Genomic DNA, 16,162 nt, shown 5'->3' with positions numbered 1-16,162 from the left:
AACGGGCCAGCGGCCAGGCGCAGCCGATCAGCACGAGCAGAAGAAGAGCGGACCACGCCAGCGTCTTGTAGACCTCCTTCATGAACTGCGTCTGGAGGTCGTCGACGTAAAGGCCGGCGGCGACGGTCCAGTCCCAGGGAACGAAGAGTTCCGCATAGGAGAGCTTCGACTGGAGGTCCGTCGAGCCCTTCAGGCGGGGGCGGTAATAGGAGGTGAAGCCGCCGCCCTTGTGGGCGTTCTCGACCATCTCCTTGTTGTAGAACTTGCCGGTCGGATCCTTCGAGGTGAAGGAGTCGGTCCCCATCAGCTTGGGATCGGGATGCATGACCCGCATGCCCTGGCCGTCCATCATGAAGAGATAGTCGTTCTCGCCGAAGCGGATCGGCAGTGCCGCCTCGCGGACGCGATCCTGCGCCTCCTGAAGCGTCATCTCCCCCTTCTCGACCTTCGCCTGGAAGCCCGCGAGCATGGAGATCGCGCTCTGCACCTGCGAGACGATCAGGTTCTTGCGGTCCTTCCAGATCGTCTCGTGCAACGAATAGAGCTGCAGCGACATGGCGACGATGCTGACGACGGCCGCGACTGCGATCAGCGCCGATAGCTTTCGATTGATGGAAAAATTCATCGGGATCATCCAATGGGAGCAGAGATGAGGCGGCGGACCGGATGCTCGGCCACGTGGAAATGGCTAGCGGAGAGGCTGTTAAGAACAGATAAAAATTACAGGCAATGCTTACCAAGCGGGACCTTGAGCTTGCCGATTCCACCGGAGGCGGAAGGCCGCTCTACGTCTTGCAATCGAAAGTCGCGGTCGTCCCCGCCCATTGGCAACGGCGCGGCACTCCTGGATGTTCTGGCCCGAGACCGACCAGCTCAACGCCGTCCTCGCTGCCGTCGGCTTCAACGTCAGCCTCCTCCTGCGCAGGTTCGCAAGAATCTGGCGCGCCCTCATCCAGCTGCTCTTCACCGGCGCAGAAATCGCCGCGGCGGCGTGACCTGAAATCGCCACGGCTCACCAAGCCGCGAGCGCCCTCTGCCTCACTCGAAACTCCGCTTGAAAAGCGGGTAGAAGCGATCTTGACGGTCGACCCGGTATCAAGCCGGCGTGGCGCCTGAACGTGTCCGGCGTCACGATGCGCCAGCATCTTGGGCCGCTGACATGAGACGGGACGGTCCGGCCATCGGGTGCAGCCCAAACGAAAGCGGGGCCCGCCTGCCGGCCAGCCCCGCTTCTCTCAATCCTCGACTTGGACCGCCGGCCAATGAGCCGGCGGTCTCAAGGGGCTCAGAACTCTTCCCAATTGTCCTCGCTGGCGGCGGGGGTAGGCTTCCTGACAGCGCCGCCGGAGCCGGTCGCCCGCAGCTGCGTCACCGGCTTGGAGGCTGGCTTTTGCGCCGGGCGCGGGGCGGGCTGCTGGCTCGCTCCGGCGGCGCGGGCCGCCGTCCTGAACCGGCCCATCGCCTTGGCGAGATCCTCGGTCTCGGCGGCCAGCGTCTGCGCCGCCGCGGTGGATTGTTCCACCATCGCCGCATTCTGCTGCGTCACCTTGTCCATCTGATCCGCCGCAGTGGAGACCTCGCGCAGGCTCGTCGCCTGCTCACGAGCGGAGGTCGCAATGGTGGCGATCACCTCGGTCATCGAGGCGACTTCCGTTACGATCTCCTCCAGCGACTTGCCGGACGCCGTGACGAGTTCGACGCCCCGCCCGACCTGTTCGGAGGAGGCCTGGATCAGGCCCTTGATCTCCTTGGCGGCCTCGGCCGAGCGCTGGGCGAGCCCGCGCACTTCCTGGGCGACGACGGCAAAGCCCTTGCCCGCTTCGCCGGCCCTGGCGGCTTCGACGCCGGCATTCAGCGCCAGGAGGTTGGTCTGGAAGGCGATCTCGTCGATCACCGAGATGATCTGGGTAATCTGGTTGGAGGAGGCCTCGATGGCGTTCATCGCGGTCACCGCCTGGGAGACCACTTCGCCGCCCTTCTCCGCCTTGAAAAGGGCCGAACCGGCAGTTTTTTGGGCGGCGCCCGCGGCTTCGGAGGTCCGGTTGACGCCGCTCGTCACCTCGCCGAGTGCCGCCACCGTCTCTTCGAGCGAAGCAGCCTGTTGCTCGGTGCGCTGGGCAAGATCGCTCGATGCCGTGTTGATTTCGGCCAATCCGGTGCGGATCGTGCCGACCGCGCCGACGACGGTGCCGATCGCTGCTTCGAGTTCTCCGACAGAAGCGTTGAACTTCGCCCGGATCGGCTCGAATTCCGAGGCGACCTTACCGGACATGCGAACGGTCAGATCGCCGGAGGAAAGGCGGTCGAAGCCCGCCTCGACCATGCCGACGAAGGCCCGAAGGTCCTCGGCCTTGGCATTGTCGAGAGCGGCTTGGCGCTGCTTGGCCTCGTCCTGGCTGATGCGGGCCGCGTCAGCCTCCTTTTCCAGGCGCTCGCCCTCGATCGCCTGATCCTTGAACACCTGAACGGCGGCCGCCATGTCGCCGATCTCGTCACCGCGGCCGACCGCGGGGATTTCGACCGCCTTATTGCCGGCAGCAAGCTCCTTCATCGCGCCGGTCATGCTCATCACCGGTCGGGCGAGCAGCGTGTAAAGTAGGTAGCCGAGCGCGACCGAAATGAGCACGGCGGCCACGGAGCCCACGATCAAGGTGGATTGCGAGAGGGATGTCGCCGTGGTTCGATCGACGAGGCGCTGCTGCATCAACGCTCTTTCACCATCCATGATCTCGGCGAGGGTCTCGCGCATCTCCGTCAACTTGAGGCCGCCAGCCATCTCGGCCGCCCGGCTGCGCGTCTGCGGATCGCGGGCCAGATCCATGGCATTCCGGACAGGGCCGTCCTGCCAGGCCCCGGCCTGTGCCTGAAGCCTTGCCATGCGTTGCGCCTGCTCCTGCGAAACCGTCCTGGTGCGGAAGGCTTCCGTCTTCTCGTCGAAGACAGATTTCGCCTGCTGGTAGCGGTTCTCGAACTCCGGTAGGGGGTTGAGGACGTAGGCGCGAGCCGCGCTCTGTTCCTCGACAAGGGCCTGCATGACCAGCTGCAGATCCTGTCCGATGCCGAAACTGTCCCCGTTAAGGTTGGCGGCATGGTCCATCTTCATGATCGAAAGATAAACGATGCAGTTGATCAGCAGAATCGTGGCTACGATTCCTGCGAAGGCTAATGCGATCTTTTTTGAAGCGCGTGTATTTTGCAAGAACATCGACACATCCTCATACGCCGAATGATTGGAATCCGTCGCAACTGATAAAAGCGAAGCCTTGAAAAATTACTTAAAATTGTAATTTACGACAGAATGCACGCCTTAGTGAGAATAAGCTGAGCGAATGAACCAAGCCTTTTTTCCGGATTGCCGCTGCGCGCAGGCATCAAAGAAACGCCCTGTGCCGCACGAGCCGCTGGGTGCAGCCTCACCCGCAGGCGCGCGGATAGAACCGCCAAGGGCGCGTCAATACCGGCAATGCTCACCGCGCGGGACCCTAATCTTGTCGATTCCCCACCAGAGGCGGAGGCAATCGTCAGTCGTGCAATCGAAAGTCGCCGGTGTCTGCGCCCATTGGGAACGACGCGGCCCTCCCTGATGTTCTGGGCTGAGTGCCACTCGGAGGTAGAGACATGTCCGATACGAAGCCGGCCCGAGACAAAGAGATCGACCAGCCTGATCTTGCAGACAACGCGATCGAGCGGACCGACAATGCATTCAACGGCAAGCCGGACGGCGAGCGGCTGATCGGCCGCGACGTGCCGATCGCGGAGCAGGATGCGGAGGAAGAGGAGAACGACCCTCTCGGGCCCTGATGAGGCTCGGCAGCGCAATCCGGTGGAGCCGGGCGCAGGAATAAGCGAGGCGCTGCGGAGAAAAGCGCCCCAAATGAAAAGGGCCCGGCGCATCGGCGCCGGGCCCTTCTTCTATGCGTGACGGACGAGGTTCCGTCAGTAGACCCGCTTCTTCGGTTCGATATATTCGATCTGGTTCGACAGCGTATAGGTGTGTACAGGCCGGTCCTCCAGCGTCACGGTCTTTTCGACCGTGTCGCAGAAGGACAGGGTGTGCTTCATCCAGTTCTGGTCGTCGCGGTCGGGATAGTCCTCTCTGGCATGGGCGCCGCGCGATTCCGTCCGGTTGCGGGCCGAATCCATCGTCACCACCGCCTGGGCGATCAGATTGTCGTATTCCATCGTCTCGACGAGGTCGGTGTTCCAGATCAGCGAGCGGTCGGTGACCCGGATGTCCTCCGAGGCGCGCCAGACGTCGTGGATCTTGTGATGACCTTCCTCCAGCACCTCGCCGGTGCGGAACACAGCGCAGTTCGACTGCATGGTGGTCTGCATGCGCGAGCGCAGCTCCGCCGTCGAGGTCGAGCCGTCGGCGTAGCGGAAACGGTCGAGCCTTGCGAGCGCGTTGTCGCCGGCGCCCGCCGGCAGGTCCGGCTGGCTCTCGCCGGCCGTCACCGTCTCGGCGCAGCGGAGCGCCGCCGCCCGGCCGAAGACGACGAGGTCGATCAGCGAATTGGAGCCGAGCCGGTTGGCGCCGTGGACGGAGACGCAGCCGGCTTCGCCGACCGCCATCAGGCCGGGCACGACGGCGTCCGGATCCCCGTCCTTCTTGGTCAGCACCTCGCCGTGGAAGTTCGTCGGGATGCCGCCCATGTTGTAGTGGACCGTCGGCAGGACCGGGATCGGCTCCTTGGTGACATCGACACCGGCGAAGATGCGGGCCGATTCGGAAATGCCGGGAAGCCGCTCGTGCAGGACCGCCGGGTCGAGGTGGTCGAGATGCAGGAAGATGTGGTCCTTGTTCTTGCCGACGCCGCGGCCCTCGCGGATCTCCATCGTCATCGAGCGTGAGACGACGTCGCGCGAGGCGAGGTCCTTGGCCGAGGGGGCGTAGCGCTCCATGAAGCGCTCGCCTTCCGAATTGGTGAGGTAGCCGCCTTCGCCCCGCGCACCCTCGGTGATCAGGCAGCCGGCGCCGTAGATGCCGGTCGGGTGGAACTGCACGAACTCCATGTCCTGCAGCGGCAGGCCGGCCCGGAGCACCATGCCGCCGCCGTCGCCGGTGCAGGTATGGGCCGAGGTCGCGGAGAAATAGGCGCGGCCATAGCCGCCGGTGGCCAGGATCGTCTTCTTGGCCCGAAACCGGTGGATCGTGCCGTCGTCGAGGCAGAGCGCGACGACGCCGACGCAGGCGCCCTCATCGTCCATGATCAGGTCGATGGCGAAATATTCGATGAAGAACTCGGTCGAGTGCCGCAGCGACTGGCCGTAGAGCGTGTGCAGGATGGCGTGGCCGGTGCGGTCGGCGGCGGCGCAGGTGCGCTGAGCTGCGGGCCCCTGGCCGAATTCGGTGGTCATGCCGCCGAAGGGGCGCTGGTAGATCTTGCCGTCCTCGGTCCGGGAGAAGGGCACGCCGAAATGCTCGAGCTCGTAGACCGCCTGGGGAGCGTTCCTGACGAGATATTCGATCGCGTCCTGGTCGCCCAGCCAGTCCGACCCCTTGACGGTGTCGTACATGTGCCAGCGCCAGTCGTCCTTGCCCATATTGCCGAGCGAGGCGGCAACGCCCCCTTGCGCCGCGACGGTGTGGGACCTGGTCGGGAAGACCTTGGTGATGCAGGCGGTCCGAAGGCCGGCCTGGGCGGCGCCGAGCGTGGCTCTGAGGCCGGCGCCGCCAGCGCCGACCACCACCACGTCGAAGGTGTGGTCGACGAAGGCATAGGCCTTGCCGTTCTGGGCGGCGGCGGTGCGGTGCGGCTGCGCGGTGTAGCCGCCGGTGCCATCGGGCTTCGCGCTTGGCTGGGTCGCGCCGTTCGCTGTGGTTCCGTTCTCGGCCATGGTTCAGCCTCCGAAGGTCATCTTGAGGATCGCGACCAGGCTCGCTGCGGCGATCGCGAAGGCAAAGAAGGTGTTGAGGACGAGCAGGGGCAGCTTGGCCGAGCCATGCACGTAATCCTCGATGATCACCTGCATGCCGAGCTTCATATGGTAGGTGCCCGAGAGGACGACGAGCGCCATGACGATGCCGACAAGCGGGTTGGCGAAAGTGTCGCGGACGCCCCGGTAGTCGTCATGGTGCAGCGTGATGGCGACGGTCACGAAGAAGGTGATCAGCACGATGTTGGCGATCGCGGTCAGCCGCTGATGCCAGAAATGGTCGGTGCCGCCGCGGGTGGCGCCGAGGCCGCGGACGCGGCGAAGAGGCGTTCTGAAATCGGTCATCTGGCGGCCTCCTCAGGTAAAGATCACGATGATGAGCCACAGGACGAGCGTCGCGACGAGCGAGCCGACGAGGGTCATCTGGGCGAGCCGCGTCGAGGTCTCCTTCTGAAGGCCGTGGCCGGTGTCCCAGGTCAGGTGGCGGATGCCGCCAAGTGCATGGTGGAGCAGCGCCCAGCTGTAGCCGAACAGGATGATCTCGCCGACGATCGAGCCGAAGAAGCCGGAGAAGGCGTCGTAGGCGTCTTCGCCGCTTGCCGCGGCCACCAGCCACCAGACAAAGAACAGCGTGCCGACATAGAGCGCGCCGCCGGTGATGCGGTGCATGATCGACATCGCCATGGTCGGGCGGAACTTGTAGATCGTAAGATGCGGCGAGAGCGGCCGCGCGGATTTGACGTCGGACATCGGTGCCTTCCTGTCCCCCATTTCGGCCATCGTCGAGCGGCACGCGGCATCGGCCGTCCATGCTGCATTGCGGATGGAACCCCTCTAAAAGGACGAACGGTTCCCGAAAGCAAGCCTCTCGACACGGGGTGTGACGACCTCGCCCCGGCTTAATCGATTAAGCGCGACAGGACAGCGCGCCCCGCCCGCAACGCAGTGTCGCCTGTCGCGTCTCGTGGCAACGAGCCTGGCTCCCGCGTCCCCGCTGCCATGGCGAATCAGCGCGGGGCCGGCTCGCGGTCGACGAAGCGGATGACGAAGCTCGCCCAGTCGGCGGGCTCGGCGACCTTTTCATAGAGCCTGCGGCCGGTGCCGGGATTGCGCGGCGCATGCAGCACGAGCTTCGACCAGCCGCGGCCGTCGGCCTCCTCGGCGAGAACGTCGATCATCGCCTTGGCGATGCCTTTGCGCCGATGCATGTGGTCGACATAGATGTGATCCGCGAGGCCGGAGCGCATGCCGGTCCACACGTCCGGGATGTCGTAGAACAGGACGAAGCCGACGAGCGCCCCGTCGAGCCGGGCTCCAAGCGCTTCGGCCGTGCGGTCCTGCAGCAGCTGCTCGGCGTAGAAGGTATCGGGAGCGCCCGGCGCGCCGCGGAAAAGCGACTGATTGTAGGCGGCGATCAGGGGCGCGAGGTCGCGCGCATCCGACAGGCGGAGCTTTCTGATCTCGAAGTCTGGCGCCGGCGTCTCCATGCCGCCGATGTCACCCGGAATCGCGGCAAGGTCAAGCACCGGCTGCCGCCTTCTTCGGCCGCCTCCGCGCCCGGGAGGCGTTTCCGCCGCACGACCAGGTGCCGGATCCCTCAACGTCTCGCTCACCGAGTCCACACGCCGAAGTGACGCAAGGGTATGGAAACAAACCACCGACCATGCTACGCAAGGTCATGTAGCGGATAAGTCGTTCTTCATGGGTCCGCCTATCGGATTGATGTCGAAGGCGATCCGTTCGGGGCCGAGGCTCGCAGATCATCTCAGGTAATCTGCGGATATTGTTATGATATGAAGAAGGACAATCGGGATATGATCAAGACGATACTCTTTGGAGTAGCGATCGTCATCGCTAGTACAACCGCGTCGATGGCCTGGACAGGCTGGGCGACGTCCGGTGTCAACTTCCGCAGCGGTCCCAGCACCTATGAGCGCGTGCTCGGCACGATTCCCTATTGCGGCCGCGTCCGGGTCGGTGGCAGCGAAGGCGGCTGGTACCGGGTTCGCTGGTCGGGCCGCTGGGGCTGGGTGTCCAGCAACTACATCTCCTCGCGTCGCGGAGACTGCGGCCGTCCGCGGGGCCATTCCGGCGGATATTCCGGCGGCAGCGGATACTGATCGCGGGCGCCGGATCAAAGGGATCGGGCGCGCCGTCACCCGATCCCTCGCGTCGCGCTTCCGGTGCAGAAGAGGGTCGGCTGTGCGCCGGCCCAACCGAAGCGGCCGAGGCCGGCCCATCTTTGCGAAGGTGATCACCCGGACGAATGCGGCCGGCCATATGGCCAGACCGACGAGCGGTGTTTCGCTCGGGAGCCGGTTCGTCGGTGCGGTCTGGAGAAGATTTGGTGGAGCCAAGCGGGATCGAACCGCTGACCTCTACAATGCCATTGTAGCGCTCTCCCAGCTGAGCTATGGCCCCACGCCGCCGGATCGCCGGCGAAGAATGCGGGCCGTTGGGCCGGCCCGCGTCGTGTGTGGCGGTTCCATACTGAAGCCCGCCGCGAAGATCAAGCGATTTCCTGAGACTTTTCCACGTCCGGCATCCGTCGCCAGACCGTCATGCCGCTCGTCGGCTGCGTCCCGACGTAAGGTCCCACGGGCAAAAGGCCAGGGCGGCCGAATCAGTCCTCGTCGTCGTCCCGGCCGCCGCCGATGATGTCGGAGACGTCGTCATCGTCCTCGTCTTCCTCGAGGAAGGTGTCGTCGTCGGTGTCCGGCTCCTCGTCGTCGCTGTCGTCGACATCTGGCAGGTCGCTCGACTCGCTGTCGTTCTCGCCCTCTTCGACCTCGGACAGGGAGACGGTGTTCGGGGTCGCCTCGACCTCGACCGTCTCGGCCTCCTCCTCTTTCTCCTCCTTCTTCTTCTCGGCGACGTAGGAATCGCCTTCGAAGAAGGTCTTCGGATACGACTTGCCGGTATAGGGCGATACGATCGGATCCTTGTTCAGATCGTAGAACTTGCGCCCCGTTTCCGGGTCGATCCGCTTGGTGCCGAGTTCCGATTTTGCCATGGCTGCCTCGTCATGCCTGTCGTTGCGGTGCCGCAGCGGAACCGCTGGGACGGGATGCGCTAAGCCCGGGTCGGGTGGCAGGGCAGTCGCCGTCGCCACCGCGGTCCCGTCGCAATCGTTGCCGCAACCCGTTCCGATGAAAATCGGTTGGTGCCATACGGCCTTGCCGGGCCCTTGTCAAAGGCCTATTCGGGCCCTTGCAAATGGCCGGCTTCAGACCGGGCGACGGGATGCAACACGGCCGGGGGCACCGCGGGGAGCGGGCGCCGGCGACGAGGGATGGACAATGCAGGCTGGAGCGACGCCGCGGCCCCTGAGGGCGATCAAGGCGGGCGGGTTGAACGGGCGCGTGCGCGTGCCGGGCGACAAGTCGATCTCGCACCGGGCCTTCCTCTTCGGCGGGCTCGCCGCCGGCACGACGCGCGTCACCGGCCTGCTCGAGGGCGAGGACGTGATCGCGACCGGCCGGGCGATGCGCGCCATGGGCGCGCAAATCCGCAAGGAGGGCGACGCCTATATCGTCGACGGCGTCGGCAATGGCTGCCTCCTGGAGCCGGAAGCGCCTCTCGACTTCGGCAATGCCGGCACCGGCGTGCGACTGACCATGGGCCTTGTCGGACCTTATGATTTCGGCGCAACCTTCGTCGGCGACGCCTCCCTGTCGCGCCGGCCGATGGGCCGGGTCCTCGATCCGCTGCGGCTGATGGGCGTCCAGGTGGTCTCGCGCTCGGGCGATCGCCTGCCGCTGTCGATCCACGGGCCGCGCGCTGCTGCCCCGATCAGCTACCGCGTGCCGATGGCCTCCGCGCAGGTGAAGTCGGCGGTGCTGCTCGCCGGCCTCAACACGCCGGGCGTCACCACGGTGATCGAGCCGGTGATGACGCGCGACCATACCGAGAAGATGCTGCAGGGGTTCGGCGCCGAGATCTCGGTCGAGACGGACGGCGAGGGCGCCCGCCATATCGCGCTGACCGGACAGGGGCCGCTGCGCGCCGTCGAGAACCTCGAAGTGCCGGGCGATCCGTCCTCGGCCGGCTTCCCGATCGTCGCGGCGCTGATCGTGCCGGGATCGGACGTTGTGGTCGAGAACGTCCTGATGAACCCGACCCGGGCCGGTCTCGTCGAGACGCTTCTGGAGATGGGCGCCTCGATCGAGATCACCAATCAGCGCCAGTCCGGCGGCGAGGCGGTTGCCGATCTGAGGGTCCGGCACTCGCAGCTGACGGCCGTCGACGTCCCGGCCGAACGGGCGCCCTTCATGATCGACGAATATCCCGTTCTCGCCATGGCGGCGGCCTTTGCCGAGGGCACCACGCGGATGAACGGCCTCGACGAGCTGCGGGTCAAGGAGAGCGATCGCCTGGCCGCCGTGGCGGCCGGTCTCGCCGCCAACGGCATCCGACACGAGGAGGGGCCGGACTTCCTGACCGTCACCGGAGATCCGGAGGGGCGGGGGCCGTCCGGCTTTTATGGCGGCGGCACGGTGGCGACGCATCTCGACCACCGCATCGCGATGAGCTTCCTCGTTCTCGGCACGGCGACGCAGAACCCGGTCACCGTCGACGACGCCCGCATGATCGCGACGAGCTTTCCCGAGTTCGAGGCGATGATGGCGGGGCTCGGCGCCGAGCTCATGGCCGTCGGGGCCTAGGGCGCGGATTTGGCTGCGGTCTTCACGCTCCTCTTCTTCCTGCCCCTGGCCTTTATCTACGGCCGGCACCGCGCCCGCGTCCTCAGGGTCCGGCCCGGCACGAGCCTTGCCGGACGCCTCGCGGCGCTCTTGCCGATGCCAGCGCTCCTCGCCGTCTGTGCGGCGATCGCTGTCATCGGGGAGCGCGAGGACCGGGTGGCCGAGCAGGCGGCGTTGGTGGGGCGGCAGAGCGAACCGAGCATGCTCTCGACCGGCTTCGGCGTGGCCGACGCGGCGCTCCGGCTCGCGCGCTGGCTCGGCGAACTCGAACTCGTCCTCTTCATGGTCGCGATCCCCTTCATCCTCGGCGCCCTCATCGCCGCGCTCCTCCTGGTGCTCGAGGCGCAGGGGCGGATCGCGTTGCTGATGCCGCCGGCGGACGGAGACGACGCGGCGCAGGATCCGGCAGGCAAGGAAGGCGGAACATGACCCGAACGACGATGACGACGACGACGCCGATCACCATCGCCATCGACGGACCGGCGGCGGCCGGCAAGGGCACGCTCGCCAAGCGCGTCGCGGAGGCCTACGGGCTTCCCTATCTCGACACCGGCCTTCTGTATCGTGCGGTCGGCAAGCTGGCACACGAGGCGGGAACCGATCTGGGCGATGCCGAGAAGGTCGGCGAGATCGCCCGCCGGCTGGCGACCGACCATCTGGACGACCCGGCGCTGCGTGGCCACGAGGCCGGCGAGCACGCCTCCCGCGTTGCGGTCCATCCGCAGGTTCGCGCCGCGCTGGTGAAGTTCCAGCGCGATTTCGCGGCCCGGCCGACGGGCGCCGTGCTCGACGGGCGGGACATCGGCACGGTGATCTGGCCGGAGGCGCGGGTGAAGATCTTCGTCACCGCCTCGCCCGAGGTGCGCGCCCGCCGGCGCACCGACGAGCTTCTCGCCAAGGGCCGCGAGGTCGAATACGAGCGCATCCTCGCCGAGGTCAGGGCGAGAGACGCCCGCGACAGCGGCCGCGAGGTCGCGCCGCTGCGGCCGGCGCTCGATGCGCACTTGCTGGATACCAGCGAATTGACTATAGAAATGGCGTTCCGCGCGGCATGCGACGTCATCGACAGCAGCATGGGCGGCAGGAACGACGTTTGAGGGTGGCTTCCTCTCTGGGAGGCGCACCCTTTTCGGTTTGCGGTCTTCCTGCTTTTCTGCACGACCGCACACCGCGCATGATCTGATCCCGTCCGGCGGTGGTTCCACGCGCCAACCGGGAAAGCGCCGAAAGGCGTTCCCGGAGCCTTCCTCGCGCAAGGACGCGATGCGGGCTCGAACCGCCATCCGGGCGAACCGAACGCTCAACCTGTCTGGGCAGTCATCCCACGGCGCGCGGCCCGTTGCGAAAGCTTCGGGTTTTCAAGGAGAAAGAATGTCAAGTCTCAACCCTTCTCGCGAGGACTTCGCCTCGCTGCTCGAAGCCTCGTTCCACGAGCAGGACGTTGCCGAGGGGATGGTGGTCAAGGGGACCGTCGTCGCGATCGAAAAGGACATGGCCGTCATCGATGCCGGCCTGAAGGTCGAGGGCCGCGTCGCCCTCAAGGAATTCGGCGCCAAGGGCCGTGACGGCGAGCTGAAGGTCGGCGACGTCGTCGAGATCTATGTCGAGCGCATCGAGAATGCCCTCGGCGAGGCCGTCCTGTCGCGCGACAAGGCTCGCCGCGAGGAGAGCTGGGTCCGGCTCGAAGAGAAGTTCAACAAGAACGAAAAGGTCGAGGGCCAGATCTTCAACCAGGTCAAGGGCGGCTTCACGGTCGACCTCGACGGGGCCGTCGCCTTCCTGCCGCGTAGCCAGGTCGACATCCGTCCGATCCGTGACGTCACGCCGCTGATGAACACGCCGCAGCCCTTCCAGATCCTCAAGATGGACAAGCGCCGCGGCAACATCGTCGTCTCGCGCCGCACCGTCCTCGAGGAGTCGAGGGCCGAGCAGCGCTCCGAGATCGTCCAGAATCTCGAAGAGGGTCAGGTCGTCGAGGGTATCGTCAAGAACATCACCGATTACGGCGCCTTCGTCGATCTCGGTGGCATCGACGGCCTGCTGCACGTCACCGACATGGCCTGGCGCCGCGTCAACCATCCGACCGAGATCCTGCAGATCGGCCAGACCGTCAAGGTCCAGATCATCCGGATCAACCAGGAAACCCACCGCATCTCGCTCGGCATGAAGCAGCTCGAGGCGGATCCCTGGGACGGCATCGGCGTCAAGTACCCGATGGGCGTCAAGGTCACCGGCCGCGTCACCAACATCACCGACTACGGCGCCTTCGTGGAGCTGGAGCCGGGGATCGAGGGCCTCATCCACGTCTCCGAGATGTCCTGGACGAAGAAGAACGTCCATCCGGGCAAGATCCTCTCCACCTCCCAGGAGGTCGAGGTCGTGGTGCTCGAGGTCGACCCGAACAAGCGCCGCATCTCGCTGGGCCTCAAGCAGACCCTGCAGAACCCGTGGGAAGCCTTCCGCGACAAGTTCCCGGTCGGCACCCAGGTCGAGGGCGAGGTCAAGAACAAGACCGAGTTCGGCCTGTTCATCGGGCTCGACGGCGATGTCGACGGCATGGTCCATCTGTCCGACCTCGACTGGAACCGCCCGGGCGAGCAGGTGATCGAGGAGTTCAACAAGGGCGACCTCGTCAAGGCGCAGGTGCTCGACGTCGACGTCGACAAGGAGCGCATCTCGCTCGGCATGAAGCAGGTTGCGGGCGATCCGTTCGTCGAGGCGGCTGAAGCCGGTGAGATCCGCCGCGGCGCGGTGGTCACCTGCGAGGTCACCGAGGTGAAGGAGGGCGGTCTGGAAGTGAAGATCGTCGATACCGATTTCACCTCCTTCGTCCGTCGCTCCGATCTCGCTCGCGACCGCGACGAGCAGCGCCCCGAGCGCTTCCAGGTTGGCCAGAAGGTCGATGCGCGCGTCACCCAGTTCGACAAGAAGGCCCGCCGGGTCGGCGTGTCGATCAAGGCGCTGCAGATCGCCGAGGAGAAGGAGGCCGTCGCGCAGTACGGCTCCCAGGACTCCGGCGCTTCGCTGGGCGACATTCTCGGTGCGGCTCTGAAGGGCCGCGGCGACGAGGAATAAGCCTCGACAACGGGTCGGCGTTCGCGCCGGCATCGCTGAGACATCGAGCCCGCGGCGAGCGATCGCCGCGGGCTTTTCTTTGGCCACCGGCGATTACCGGTCCGGCGCCGTGTTCGGGACCGCCTCTTCGCGCGCAACCGCATGACGCAAGCGTGATCGCCCCCCGACCGGCCGTTCAGCCACCGTTTATCCAAGCCGTGCTTGGTTGACGCCCCGTGCTGGCGGTCGGCGCGGCAGAGACCGGCACCCGCAAATGTCCACGACTTCCCCAACCGTCTCGCTCCGCCTCGCCGAGATCCTCGGCGCTCTGTCGGAGGCGCTCGACCTCACCGAGGGCCAACCGCGCGGCCACTGCATGCGCTGCTGCTATACCGGCATGCGGCTCGCCGACGTGCTCGGCCTGTCGCCGGGCCAGACGGGGGATCTCTACTACACCCTGCTCCTGAAGGATCTCGGCTGCTCGTCCAATGCAGCGCGGATCTGCGAACTTTATCTCGCCGACGATCTCGGCTTCAAACGCAGCTTCAAGGAGCTCGACGACAGCCTCGCCCATGTTCTAAGGTTCGTGCTTCAGCAGACCGGGCTGAAGGCGGGGCTTTCCGAGCGGTTCCGGGCGCTGGTCAACATCGTCCGCAATGGCGGGACGATCGCGCAGGAACTGATCGAGACGCGCTGCCGGCGCGGCGCCGCGATCGCCCGCAAGCTGCGCTTCGGCGAGGGCGTCGCGGCCGGGATCATGAGCCTCGACGAGCACTGGAACGGGGGCGGGCGGCCGAACGGCCTCGCCGGCTCCGCGATCCCGCTGTTTTCCCGCATCGCGCTCCTCGCCCAGGTGGTCGACGTCTTCTTCCAGGCGAGCGGGCCGGACGGCGCGCTTGCGGAGGTGCGGGCGCGCTCGGGCTCCTGGTTCGACCCGGACCTCGTCGCCGCCTTCGAGGCGCTCGCCGGGGACGCGGCGTTCTGGACCGACCTGGAGTCGCCGACGCTTTCGGCCGACGTCCTTGCGCTGGAGCCGGCGCAGGAGCGCAAGGCCGTCGACGAGGACTATCTTGACGACATCGCTGAAGCCTTCGCGGAGGTCGTGGATTCCAAGAGCCCCTTCACGTCCGGGCATTCGGAACGGGTCGCGCTGTTCACCGACCTGATCGCCGAGGCGATGGAGTATTCGCCGGAGCATCGGCGGCGACTGAAGCGCGCCGCGTTACTCCATGACATCGGCAAGCTCGGCGTCTCCAATGCGATCCTCGACAAGCCGGGCAGGCTCGACGAGGCCGAATTTGCCGAGATCCGCAGCCATCCGGTCTATTCCGAGATGATCCTGTCGCGTATCACCGCCTTTTCCGAGCTCGCGGTGATCGGCGGCGCCCATCACGAGCGGCTCGACGGCAAGGGCTATCCGCGCGGCCTTGCCGCCGACCGGATCGGCCTCGACGTCAGGATCGTCACGGTCGCCGACATCTTCGACGCCCTGACCGCCGACCGGCCGTATCGGCCGGCAATGCCGCTGTCGAAGGCGCTGGCGATCCTCGATGCCGAAACCGGCACCGCCGTCGACGGCGCCGTCGTCGCGGCGCTCCGCTGCGGCCTCGACCGCCTCAACGCGGAGTCCGCCCGTTCGGCGGCCTGAGGCGGGTAAGCGCCCCGTCGTATCTGCCTTCGACGATCGAAGCGGTCGCCATGGCCGGCATCCGGCGCTAGGTGTGTGGGGGGGACACCGTGCGCACCGGCCCGCTGGGCGGCCGGAACCATTTGAAATCGGAGGAAACTTCATGATCGATCTGAAACGGGCGGCGCTCGCGGGCGCAGCCGCGCTGGCGCTTCTGGCCGCGCCGGCCTTCGCGCAGTCCGGCTCCGCCGCGGGTGACCAGACGACCGAGGAACAGGGCGCGGCGGAAAAGCCTGCGCCGGGCACCGACATGCCCGCCGATGCCGCGCCGACGCCGACCGAACCGGCCGCGACCGAGACGACCCGCCAGCCGGCCGCCGCCGGCGGCGAGGCGAGCGACGCGACGCATTCGGGCGGCCCCGCAAGCTCGGCGAGCGACGCCGAGATGTCCGGCAAGGACGGATCGGACCAGCCGCGCAACGCCGTCGGCGACAAGTTCGAGCTGCCAAAGCTGGAAGGCACCGAGCAGATCAAGATGATCACCGGCATCTGCGCGGTCCAGATCAAGGACATCACTGTCCCGGCCTGCACCTGCCTGGCCGAGAAGTCGATGGTCGCCCTGTCCGACCCGCAGCGCGACTACATGATCGCCAGCGTGGTCGCTCCGCCGGTGGCTGATCGCATGCTGAAGGACGGGCGCGTCGGCGCCGAGGACCAGAAGACGATCTTCGCCTTCATCGATTCGACATCGGACGCCTGCATGACCGAAACCGCCGGGATGGGCGGCACGGGATCCGGGACGGCGACCCCGCCGGCGTCCGATGCTCCGGCCAAGGCACCGCAGTCGTCGGCTCCCGAAACGGGCGGCGACAAGAACGAGCCCGCCAAATAGGTCCGGGCC

Annotated in this window: 16 protein-coding genes and 1 tRNA gene; 9 read left to right on the top strand and 8 right to left on the bottom strand. The window is 66.5% G+C overall.

What is annotated here, in order from left to right:
- A partial coding sequence (locus tag LH400_RS08510) for a cache domain-containing protein (RefSeq protein WP_229152237.1) occupies nucleotides 1-625 on the bottom strand: 625 nt, incomplete at its 3' end.
- Nucleotides 626-848: 223 nt separating this feature from the next.
- Here LH400_RS08510 and LH400_RS08505 point away from each other — a divergent pair.
- A complete protein-coding gene (locus LH400_RS08505) occupies nucleotides 849-995 on the top strand; it encodes a hypothetical protein (protein ID WP_229152236.1) in 147 nt (48 codons plus the stop codon).
- Between the two features lie 290 nt (nucleotides 996-1,285).
- On the opposite strand, the gene LH400_RS08500 is transcribed toward LH400_RS08505, so the two are convergent.
- The gene (locus LH400_RS08500) at nucleotides 1,286-3,097 is read right to left on the bottom strand and encodes a methyl-accepting chemotaxis protein (protein ID WP_229152235.1); all 1,812 of its coding nucleotides are present in this window, start codon (nucleotides 3,095-3,097) and stop codon (nucleotides 1,286-1,288) included.
- Between the two features lie 521 nt (nucleotides 3,098-3,618).
- Here LH400_RS08500 and LH400_RS08495 point away from each other — a divergent pair.
- Nucleotides 3,619-3,801, top strand: coding sequence for a hypothetical protein (locus LH400_RS08495; protein ID WP_229152234.1), 183 nt, complete (start codon nucleotides 3,619-3,621; stop codon nucleotides 3,799-3,801).
- A 135-nt stretch (nucleotides 3,802-3,936) separates the two neighbouring features.
- On the opposite strand, the gene sdhA is transcribed toward LH400_RS08495, so the two are convergent.
- From sdhA to LH400_RS08475, 4 genes are all read right to left on the bottom strand, one after another.
- Nucleotides 3,937-5,838 (bottom strand): succinate dehydrogenase flavoprotein subunit, encoded by a 1,902-nt coding sequence (gene sdhA, locus LH400_RS08490; RefSeq protein WP_229152233.1) that lies wholly within the window; start codon nucleotides 5,836-5,838, stop codon nucleotides 3,937-3,939.
- A gap of 3 nt (nucleotides 5,839-5,841) precedes the next feature.
- Complete coding sequence (sdhD, locus tag LH400_RS08485) at nucleotides 5,842-6,222, bottom strand: succinate dehydrogenase, hydrophobic membrane anchor protein (RefSeq protein WP_229152232.1); 381 nt, start codon at nucleotides 6,220-6,222, stop codon at nucleotides 5,842-5,844.
- A 12-nt stretch (nucleotides 6,223-6,234) separates the two neighbouring features.
- On the bottom strand, nucleotides 6,235-6,627 hold the full coding sequence (gene sdhC, locus LH400_RS08480; protein ID WP_229152231.1) for a succinate dehydrogenase, cytochrome b556 subunit: 393 nt from the start codon (nucleotides 6,625-6,627) through the stop codon (nucleotides 6,235-6,237).
- Between the two features lie 257 nt (nucleotides 6,628-6,884).
- A complete protein-coding gene (locus LH400_RS08475) occupies nucleotides 6,885-7,364 on the bottom strand; it encodes a GNAT family N-acetyltransferase (RefSeq protein ID WP_229152249.1) in 480 nt (159 codons plus the stop codon).
- 327 nt (nucleotides 7,365-7,691) lie between these two features.
- Between LH400_RS08475 and LH400_RS08470 the strand changes: the two genes are divergently transcribed.
- Complete coding sequence (locus LH400_RS08470) at nucleotides 7,692-7,997, top strand: SH3 domain-containing protein (protein WP_229152230.1); 306 nt, start codon at nucleotides 7,692-7,694, stop codon at nucleotides 7,995-7,997.
- 225 nt (nucleotides 7,998-8,222) lie between these two features.
- On the opposite strand, the gene LH400_RS08465 is transcribed toward LH400_RS08470, so the two are convergent.
- Nucleotides 8,223-8,298, bottom strand: a tRNA-Ala gene (locus tag LH400_RS08465).
- 202 nt (nucleotides 8,299-8,500) lie between these two features.
- On the bottom strand, nucleotides 8,501-8,890 hold the full coding sequence (locus LH400_RS08460) for a TIGR02300 family protein (RefSeq protein WP_229152229.1): 390 nt from the start codon (nucleotides 8,888-8,890) through the stop codon (nucleotides 8,501-8,503).
- 286 nt (nucleotides 8,891-9,176) lie between these two features.
- Here LH400_RS08460 and aroA point away from each other — a divergent pair, with 286 nt between their 5' ends.
- The 6 genes from aroA (at nucleotide 9,177) to LH400_RS08430 (ending at nucleotide 16,153) form a co-directional block, all read left to right on the top strand.
- A complete protein-coding gene (gene aroA / locus LH400_RS08455; protein WP_229152228.1) occupies nucleotides 9,177-10,541 on the top strand; it encodes a 3-phosphoshikimate 1-carboxyvinyltransferase in 1,365 nt (454 codons plus the stop codon).
- 9 nt (nucleotides 10,542-10,550) lie between these two features.
- A complete protein-coding gene (locus tag LH400_RS08450) occupies nucleotides 10,551-11,009 on the top strand; it encodes a hypothetical protein (protein ID WP_229152227.1) in 459 nt (152 codons plus the stop codon).
- Nucleotides 11,006-11,677 (top strand): (d)CMP kinase, encoded by a 672-nt coding sequence (cmk, locus tag LH400_RS08445; RefSeq protein ID WP_229152226.1) that lies wholly within the window; start codon nucleotides 11,006-11,008, stop codon nucleotides 11,675-11,677. Before LH400_RS08450 ends, cmk begins: the two co-directional genes overlap by 4 nt.
- A gap of 274 nt (nucleotides 11,678-11,951) precedes the next feature.
- Entirely contained in the window at nucleotides 11,952-13,655 is a 1,704-nt protein-coding gene (rpsA, locus tag LH400_RS08440) for a 30S ribosomal protein S1 (RefSeq protein ID WP_229152225.1), read from the top strand.
- A 253-nt stretch (nucleotides 13,656-13,908) separates the two neighbouring features.
- Nucleotides 13,909-15,282, top strand: coding sequence for an HD-GYP domain-containing protein (locus tag LH400_RS08435; RefSeq protein ID WP_229152224.1), 1,374 nt, complete (start codon nucleotides 13,909-13,911; stop codon nucleotides 15,280-15,282).
- A gap of 142 nt (nucleotides 15,283-15,424) precedes the next feature.
- Complete coding sequence (locus tag LH400_RS08430) at nucleotides 15,425-16,153, top strand: hypothetical protein (RefSeq protein ID WP_229152223.1); 729 nt, start codon at nucleotides 15,425-15,427, stop codon at nucleotides 16,151-16,153.
- The last annotated feature ends 9 nt before the right edge of the window (nucleotides 16,154-16,162 follow it).

The sequence above is a fragment of the Jiella soli genome (assembly GCF_020615385.1).
GTDB lineage: Bacteria > Pseudomonadota > Alphaproteobacteria > Rhizobiales > Rhizobiaceae > VKMB-3413.
This window is presented reverse-complemented; position numbering and strand designations above follow the sequence as displayed.

What these genes read in the sequence shown, in the direction of transcription:
- LH400_RS08430 (WP_229152223.1), top strand. Translation starts at nt 15,425, where the DNA reads ATGATCGATCTGAAACGGGCGGCGCTCGCGGGCGCAGCCGCGCTGGCG.
- LH400_RS08470 (WP_229152230.1), top strand. Translation starts at nt 7,692, where the DNA reads ATGATCAAGACGATACTCTTTGGAGTAGCGATCGTCATCGCTAGTACA.
- rpsA (WP_229152225.1), top strand. Translation starts at nt 11,952, where the DNA reads ATGTCAAGTCTCAACCCTTCTCGCGAGGACTTCGCCTCGCTGCTCGAA.
- LH400_RS08460 (WP_229152229.1), bottom strand. Translation starts at nt 8,890, where the DNA reads ATGGCAAAATCGGAACTCGGCACCAAGCGGATCGACCCGGAAACGGGG.
- LH400_RS08500 (WP_229152235.1), bottom strand. Translation starts at nt 3,097, where the DNA reads ATGGACCATGCCGCCAACCTTAACGGGGACAGTTTCGGCATCGGACAG.
- LH400_RS08475 (WP_229152249.1), bottom strand. Translation starts at nt 7,364, where the DNA reads ATGGAGACGCCGGCGCCAGACTTCGAGATCAGAAAGCTCCGCCTGTCG.
- sdhD (WP_229152232.1), bottom strand. Translation starts at nt 6,222, where the DNA reads ATGACCGATTTCAGAACGCCTCTTCGCCGCGTCCGCGGCCTCGGCGCC.
- cmk (WP_229152226.1), top strand. Translation starts at nt 11,006, where the DNA reads ATGACCCGAACGACGATGACGACGACGACGCCGATCACCATCGCCATC.
- LH400_RS08435 (WP_229152224.1), top strand. Translation starts at nt 13,909, where the DNA reads ATGTCCACGACTTCCCCAACCGTCTCGCTCCGCCTCGCCGAGATCCTC.
- sdhA (WP_229152233.1), bottom strand. Translation starts at nt 5,838, where the DNA reads ATGGCCGAGAACGGAACCACAGCGAACGGCGCGACCCAGCCAAGCGCG.
- sdhC (WP_229152231.1), bottom strand. Translation starts at nt 6,627, where the DNA reads ATGTCCGACGTCAAATCCGCGCGGCCGCTCTCGCCGCATCTTACGATC.
- LH400_RS08495 (WP_229152234.1), top strand. Translation starts at nt 3,619, where the DNA reads ATGTCCGATACGAAGCCGGCCCGAGACAAAGAGATCGACCAGCCTGAT.
- aroA (WP_229152228.1), top strand. Translation starts at nt 9,177, where the DNA reads ATGCAGGCTGGAGCGACGCCGCGGCCCCTGAGGGCGATCAAGGCGGGC.
- LH400_RS08505 (WP_229152236.1), top strand. Translation starts at nt 849, where the DNA reads ATGTTCTGGCCCGAGACCGACCAGCTCAACGCCGTCCTCGCTGCCGTC.